We start from the raw sequence: 7,302 nt of genomic DNA on the forward strand, positions 1-7,302 counted from the left end.
ACGCCGCCAGCACCACCGTTCCCGCCGATGCCACCGCCACCGCCGCCGCCGCCGATGCCACCCACGCCGCCAGCACCACCGTTCCCGCCGATGCCACCGGCGGCCCACGCCGAGCCGGCCGGGCCGAGGGCCAGGAGCCCCGCTCCGAGGGCCACGCTGGCCGCTCCGCCAATCAACCGAACCGTCCGTCCTTGACGGACCGACCGCTCCTTGGGTGCTTCGTGCACCGCTCCTCCTCCTGGTCGGCGGTCCGCGTCCAGCTGTGGAGCCTCGCTCCGCCTTCGGCGCACCGCACTCATTCCTGACCGGCCTCGTTGCCGATCGTCAGCAGCGTCCCTGCTGCGATAGGCCTCTTCTGCCACGAGTCGCCACAGATGGTGACGACAGTTGTACTTGAGCACAACACAAGCCCACTGTCAAGCACGATAAGTGCTGTTCTTTGGGTGACCGCGCACTCGAGGGTGCACGCTCAGTGCAGGCGCGATCAGGCGTGCGCAGCCATTCGACGCCGGCGACGGGTGCCCTGGACCAGCAGCAGACCCCCGCCGAGCACCGCTGCCGTCCCGAGCCCCCCGACGGCACCCACGGGCACCGAGGACTTCTCGACCGAGAACGACCATGTGTAGGTCTCGTAGCCCCCGTCGCTGTCCTCGACCGTGAGGGTGCCGGTGTAGTTGCCTGGCGGCAGGGTCGGCGGCACGTTGACCTGGACCTTCGTGACGAAGGGTGCGACGGCGCCGCTGTTTCCGGGGAAGAACGGCAGGGGGTCGGCGGCGTTCGGTGCTGAACCGCCCAGTTTGCTGTCGACCGCCGTCAGGGAGCGCAGGAACTGCTTCTCCTGACGACTTGGCGAGTTGGGCCACAGCACCGCCGGGTACACCGACGACGTCGTGACCGGGAGGTTCACCGTCCCACCGTCTTTCACCGAGGCGGTGGCGGTCGCCTGGCAGAGCGAGCTCCCGTCCTCGAAGTAGAAGGTTCCGGTCTGCCCCGGCCCTGGGTTTGGGGCCTGCTGGTTCGAGCTGGGGTACGCCAACAGGGCCTCGGTACTTTGGGTGCTGCAGCACGGCGACCCGCCGTTGCCACCCTGGCCGCCGCTGCCACCCTGGCCGCCGGAACCCCCAGAACCGCCCCAGCCGCCGGAGCCGTTCCAGCCTCCGAAGACGGTGATCCCGCCCTCGCAGCCCTGGCCGCCGTTGCCGCCGGAACCACCCCACTGGCCGCCGGAGCCGCCGGAGCCCCCTGAACCCGGACCGCCCCAGCCGTTCTGCGTCGCCCCGGCGACGCCCGCCGGGGCGAGCGCCAGGCCAAGGGCACCACTCGCCAGGAGCACCGACCCGGTCGCCAGCCGCCACCCCACCCGGGCTCGCGTCCCGGTTCCCGCCGCCTCGATCGTCCGAGCCGTTCGCACGTTCCTCTCCTTCTGCGTCCTGGGCTCCGCCTCACCAGGCGGACCTCCATGTCCATACCGGCACCCTCCGCGTTGCGACGCGCTCCGGGCGCCGACGCGCTCCGTGCTGATCCAGAGACACCCCACAAGGAAATCCCTCTCGATGAGCAGCCTGTTCGCCCCGTACCACCGGACGAGCTGCCTTTCTCCTCACGGAGAGCGCCTGTGAGGCACCTTAGAACATCAGATGCACAACGCTCAAGCACCCGACGTGGGCATCTTTGTGTTTCTCCGCATCGAGGCCCGCGGCGACCGGGCTCCCCTCACGGCGACGGGCGGCTCGGGCTCGTCGGAGAGGTCAGTGCCCGTCGGCGGCCGGAGCGCTCAAGGTGCCCGACGGTCCGCCCTGGCGGGGCCCGCCGAGGAACCCGCCCGTGGCCGCGTTGCCAGTGCTCCCCGAGCCGCTCCCCGACGAACTGCTGCTGGAGGACCCGCTGCTCCCACTCGACGAGCTGCTCCCCGAGCTCGGGCTCGTCGCACAGCTCAGGGCGACCGCGGTCCCCGAAGGCGCTGCGGTGCTCCCCGGCGGGTTCTGGCTGTCCACGGTGGCCTGACCGGTGCTGCAGGAGGCATCGGGCTGGGGGACGTAGCCGTCCGCGCTCAGGGTCTGCTCGGCCTGGCTGGCGCTGTCGCCCACGACGTTGGGCACCACCGGCCCGGAGGAGACCACGAGGACGACCGTCGAACCCTTCGGGACCTGGGTCCCAGGAGCCGGCTGGGTGGTGACGACCTCACCCGCCGGCACGGTGTCGCTGGCCTGCTGGGTCTCACTCGAGCTACAGGTCAGGCCGTAACTGCCGAGGAGGCTGCAGGCCGTGGTCGGGCTGTCACCGCTCACGCTCGGGATGGTGACCGTGGAGGCCGTCGGGCTGGCGGTCTCGAGGACCACCGTGCTGCCCTTGGCCAGACTGGCACCCGGCTTGGGCTGCTGCGCGCAGACGACGTTCACCTGGGTGCAGCTCGAGGAGTCCACCACGCTCGGCACCAGGCCCAGGCTCTTCAGGTCGGCCTTGGCGATGGCCACCGACTGGTTCACCTCGTCGGGCACCGTGACCGTCGTCCGAGCGGGCGTGCTGGAGCGGGTCAGGAGGGTGACCGTCGACCCCTTCTTGACCCGGGTGCCGGCCGGCGGCCGGGTGCCGGTGACCACCGCCCCGCCGCTCGCCGAGCCCGGGTCCACCTTGAGCCCATCGGCCGCCAGGGCGTGCTCGGCCTGCTGGACCGTGTCGCCCACCACGGCGGGCACGGTCACCTCCGAGGAGGACCCGCCGAAGTTGACGTGCCACCACCCGACGGTCCGTCCGAGGAAGAACACGACGACGGCCAGGGCGAGGAGCAGGACGGCGAGGAGGGCGACCCAGCGGCCGGTGTGCTCCTCCCGCTCGGGCTCGGCGCTCGGCACCACCGGGAGGGCCTGGGTCCCCTCGGCCGCCGGCACCACCCGGGTGGCGGCCGCTGAGGGCAGCGCCTGGGTCAGGGCTGCGGCCTGGGGCGAGGCCATGACCTGGAGACCGTCCCGGTAGCGGAGGAGGTCCAGCCGTAGGTCCTGGGCGCTCGGATAACGGGCGTCGGGCGACTTGGCCAGGCAGGTGAGGACGATGGCCTCCAGGGCCGGCGGCACGCTCGGGTTCAGCTGCCTCGGCGTCGGCGGCGTCTCCCGCACGTGCTTCGACGCCACCGCGACCGGAGACTCAGCCACGAAGGGTGGCCGACCGGTGAGCATCTCGAAGAGGACGACCCCGAGCGAGTAGACGTCGCTCCGGGCGTCCACTGCCCGTCCCTCGGCCTGCTCGGGTGAGAAGTAGGTGGCGGTCCCCATGACCGCCCCGGTCTGGGTCAGGCTCTCCTCGGTGTTCACCGCCCGGGCGATGCCGAAGTCGGTCACCTTCACGCTGCCCTCGTCGGTGATCAGCACGTTGCCGGGCTTCACGTCCCGGTGGACGACGCCGTGGCGGTGGGCGTAGGCCAGGGCGGCAGCCACCTCGGCGGCGATGGCCGCAGCCCGCTCGGGCCGCAGGGGGCCCGAGGCCCGGAGGATGGCCGAGAGGGGCTGGCCCTCGACGTACTCCATGACGATGAAGTAGGTCCCGTTGTCCTCCCCCCAGTCGAAGACCGGGACGATGTTGGGGTGGGACAGGTTCGCCGCTGCCTGGGCCTCCCGCCGGAAGCGCTCGACGAAGGACCGGTCCACCGACAGCTCGGGGAAGAGCACCTTGAGGGCCACCGGTCGATCCAGCAGCCGGTCACGGGCCCGGTAGACCTCGGCCATGCCGCCGCGCGCCACCAGGGGGCCGAGCTCGTAGCGGCCCGAGAGCACTCGGGGGGAGTCGTGGACCTCCATGGTCAGCGCGAGCCTAGGTCGCTGGCCGGGCCGAAGCGGACGATGGCGGGCATGGTGCTGGCTCCCTCAGTGCCCCAGGGCGACGTTGATGACATGGTTGGCGATGGGCCCGGCGTCGGCTGCCCCGGTCCCGCTGCCCGGCCGGTCGGGCACCACCACGGCCACGGCGATGACCGGGTGGCTGGCCGGGGCGAAGGCGATCATCCAGTCCGTTGTCAGCGAGTTGTTTGGCCCGACCTGCGCGGTCCCGGTCTTGGCGGCCACGTCGTCGGCCGGGTTGAAGATCCCGTAGGCAGTCCCGTTGGGTTGGGTCGTGACCAGCCGCATGAGGTGCCCGATGGCCGCCGCGGCGGCCGGGGAGTCGGGACGCTTCCAGACGGTGGGGTGGTAGCGGGCCACGACGTTGCCCTGCCCGTCACGGATCTCCGCCATCACGTGGGGCGTCATGATGGTGCCGTGGTCGGCGATGGCGGCGGCCACCATGGCCATCTGCAACGGGGTGGCGCTCGTGTTCTTCTGCCCGATGGCGGCGAAGGACAGGAAGATCAGGGCGTGCTGGTAGAAGCTCGGCGGCTCGAACTGCGAGATCTCGTAGGGCGAGTGCGGCAGGTCGATGGGCGGCTGCTGGTCGAAGCCGAAGCGCAGGGCTTCGTCGTAGAGGTTCGTCGCTCCGATGTCCTGGGCCAGGAGCGAGTAGCCCGTGTCGCAGGAGGGGGGGAGGAGCTGGGCGATGTCACCGCCACAGTTCTCGTGCGCGTAGTTGCAGAGGTAGGTGGTCTGGCCCTGGATGCTGCCGGGCGGGAGACAGGAGTACGCCGGGTACTTCTTCGTGACGTACTGCGGCGTCAGCATGTAGGCGGCCGAGGTGGTCACGATCTTGAAGGTGGACCCCGGGGCGAAGCTGTCCCGGTAGGCCATGGGCAACAGGGGCGGGAAGTTCGGCCCACCGGGATTCCCGGCGATGTCCGCTGCGTAGGCGGCGTGCTCGGTCGCCGGGTTCAAGGAGACCAGGGGGTTCGGGTTGGCCGCCGGGCTCGAGTACATCGCCAGCACGGCGCCGGTCTGGGGGTCCAGGGCCACCACGGCCCCCGATCCCGAGCCCAGGGCCTGCGCCGCGGCTTGCTGGAGGGCCGGCTCGATGGTGAGGGTCACCGTGTCGGTCTCCAGGCGGTTCGAGAAGAGGTCGCCGATGGTCTTGATGGGGGCGTCGTGGGCTTCCAGGTACTTGTTGTAGGTGGCCTCTACGCCGTGGAGGCCGTAGAGGGGCGAGTCGTAGCCCACCACGTCCTCGTAGAGCGCGCCCTGGGGGTAGACCCGCTCGTACTTGTACCCGAAGGGGTTCCCTTTGGGGGCCGGCACCGACTCCGCCAGGACGGTACCGTCCGCCGCCTCGATGACGCCCCGAGGGTCGTTGGTGACCACGTCGGCCACCCGCGGGTTCCCTGGGGCGTTGGCATAGGCGTGGGCCTTGGCCACCTGGATGACGCTCAGCTGGACGACCAGGGCCACGAAGCAGAGCAGCAGGAAGGCGGCGACCCAGCGGATGCGGCGACTCATGCCGTTCCCACGGATCCCGCACGATCGGCGCCGCTCTGCCGGGGGCAGATCGGCTCGTTCGGCCGCACACTGCAGGCCTCCGCTTGGAGGTTGGCGACGAAACGGTCGGCTGCCGCGCGGGACGGCTCGATCACCCCGCTTCGCAGCTCGGGCACCCGGTAGGCCAGGACCTCTGCGCTGGTCAGGCCCGTCCGGTCCACCACATGGGGTTCGAAGCCCAGGAAGCCCCCGGGACGACCCTGCTCCACCACGACCCGGTTGCCCTGGAGGCCGACGAAGTACTCGCCCTCTGCGTAGAAGCGCACCAGCAACCAGCCACCGACCACCACGGCAGCCAGCAGCACCAGGAACAGCACGACGCGGACGGTAATCCGCCGCTCGGGCCACCGGGCAGCAGGCCGGGTCGCGCCGCGGTCCCGGGGTCGGGATCGCAGCGCGTCGTCGAGGGCGCCGGCGACGTGCCGCCCGAGGGTGACCGGCTCCTCGGTCGCCGGGCTCCCGTCGGCCACCTCCTCCACCGCCAGGTGCCGTTCGAGGTCCTCGACCTGGAGGACCCCGGTCACGCTGCCCTCCCCCGCTGCGCTTCGCCAACCAGGTTCACGGAACCCCGACGGTGCCCCTCGCTCCCTGGGCCCGACCTCCGGGCGAGCGCTGCTCGACGGACGAGCCGCCGGGCCGGCGCCGAGGACCCTGGCCTCCCGGGCCCGACCTGACGCCAGCTCCTCAGGGCTCGGCGGGTCGGCCACCAAGACGTCGACGACCACCACCGTGACGTTGTCGCTGCCGCCGTGCTGGTTCGCCATGGCCACGAGCCGGTCGGCGACCGCCTGGGGGTCGGGCACCTCGGCCAGGACCGTCGCGATCTGCTCCTGGCCGACCTCGTTGGTGAGGCCGTCCGAGCACAAGAGGAAGCGCTCCCCCTCGGCCGGGGCCAGCTCCCAGGCGTCCACGTCCACCTCCGGGGCCACCCCCAGCGCCCGGGTCAGGATGTGCCGCTGGGGGTGCACGGCCGCCTCGGCCTCGGAGAGCTCGCCTCTGGCCACCAGCTCCTCGGCGACCGAGTGGTCCGTGGTCATCTGCTCGAGCTGCCCGTCCCGGTAGCGGTAGACCCGGGAGTCCCCGACGTTCACCACGACCAGCCGGTCCCCGTCCTCGGTGGGCACCAAGGCGGCCGCGGCCAGGGTCGTGCCCATGCCCCGGACCTCGCTGTCCTCCAGGCTCCGATCGAAGACCACCCGGTTGGCCGCCCGCACCGCCTCCACCAGGCCCCTGGCAGTCGGGTCGGCGGCGAAGCGCCGCTGGAGCACCTCGATGGCCAGCCCGGCGGCCACCTCCCCACCGGCGTGCCCGCCCATGCCGTCGGCCACGGCGAAGAGGGCCACGCTCTCGAGCAGGCGGTCCTCGTTGACCGTCCGCACCCGCCCCACGTGGGAGGCCGAGCCCGAGCGGATGACCGTCACCGCTGCACCTCGAACACCAGGTCCTCGATCCACAGCGTCTGGTCCCGCCGCGAGATCCGGGCGTGGAGGCTCGACGTGTAGGGGTCCTCCAGCCGGATGCCGCAGCCCGGCGCCCGTCCCAGGGTGACCTCGTCGGGCAGCTCCAGGGTCTCCCCGCGCCGCTCCGGCGGCTCGACCACCCGCAGCCGGTACCGTCGCCGGCCCCGTTCCCGGCCCCCGTCGAGGGCGGCACCCTGGCCGCCGCGAGCCACGGGGGCCGCGCCCTCCCGTCTCGGGGGCCGCACCTCCACCCAGACGGCCCGGATGATGCGCAGGAAGAAGAGCCAGACGAGGGCGACCACCAGGATCTCCAGGGCCCGGACCAGGTTCTGGTCGTCAAGGGCCACGGCGAGCACGGCGTCCACCCTCACGAGGCGTCGAAGCGGAGCACGGACGTCCCCAGCGTGATCTCGTCACCATCCTGGAGCTCCTGCTCCCTCACCGGCACGCCGTTC

The 7,302-nt window shown here is 71.9% G+C and carries 6 protein-coding genes; all 6 read right to left on the reverse strand.

The window, feature by feature from the left end:
- The coding region (locus Acit_RS12030) for a hypothetical protein (protein WP_248109295.1) at positions 1–227 on the reverse strand (227 nt) is incomplete at its 3' end.
- A gap of 257 nt (positions 228–484) precedes the next feature.
- Entirely contained in the window at positions 485–1,411 is a 927-nt protein-coding gene (locus Acit_RS12035) for a hypothetical protein (protein WP_248109296.1), read from the reverse strand.
- A 337-nt stretch (positions 1,412–1,748) separates the two neighbouring features.
- The gene (pknB, locus tag Acit_RS12040) at positions 1,749–3,791 is read right to left on the reverse strand and encodes a Stk1 family PASTA domain-containing Ser/Thr kinase (protein ID WP_248109297.1); all 2,043 of its coding nucleotides are present in this window, start codon (positions 3,789–3,791) and stop codon (positions 1,749–1,751) included.
- Positions 3,792–3,857: 66 nt separating this feature from the next.
- Positions 3,858–5,348, reverse strand: a complete 1,491-nt coding sequence (locus tag Acit_RS12045; RefSeq protein ID WP_248109298.1) for a penicillin-binding transpeptidase domain-containing protein — start codon at positions 5,346–5,348, stop codon at positions 3,858–3,860.
- Positions 5,345–6,808 carry a Stp1/IreP family PP2C-type Ser/Thr phosphatase gene (locus Acit_RS12050; protein ID WP_248109299.1) on the reverse strand — a complete coding sequence of 488 codons (1,464 nt, stop codon included), beginning with the start codon at positions 6,806–6,808 and terminating at the stop codon, positions 5,345–5,347. The genes Acit_RS12045 and Acit_RS12050 overlap by 4 nt, the downstream gene beginning before the upstream one ends.
- On the reverse strand, positions 6,805–7,218 hold the full coding sequence (locus Acit_RS13730; protein WP_248109300.1) for an FHA domain-containing protein: 414 nt from the start codon (positions 7,216–7,218) through the stop codon (positions 6,805–6,807). Before Acit_RS13730 ends, Acit_RS12050 begins: the two co-directional genes overlap by 4 nt.
- Between the last annotated feature and the right edge of the window lie 84 nt (positions 7,219–7,302).

The organism is Aciditerrimonas ferrireducens (assembly GCF_023130475.1).
Lineage (GTDB): Bacteria > Actinomycetota > Acidimicrobiia > Acidimicrobiales > UBA8190 > Aciditerrimonas > Aciditerrimonas ferrireducens.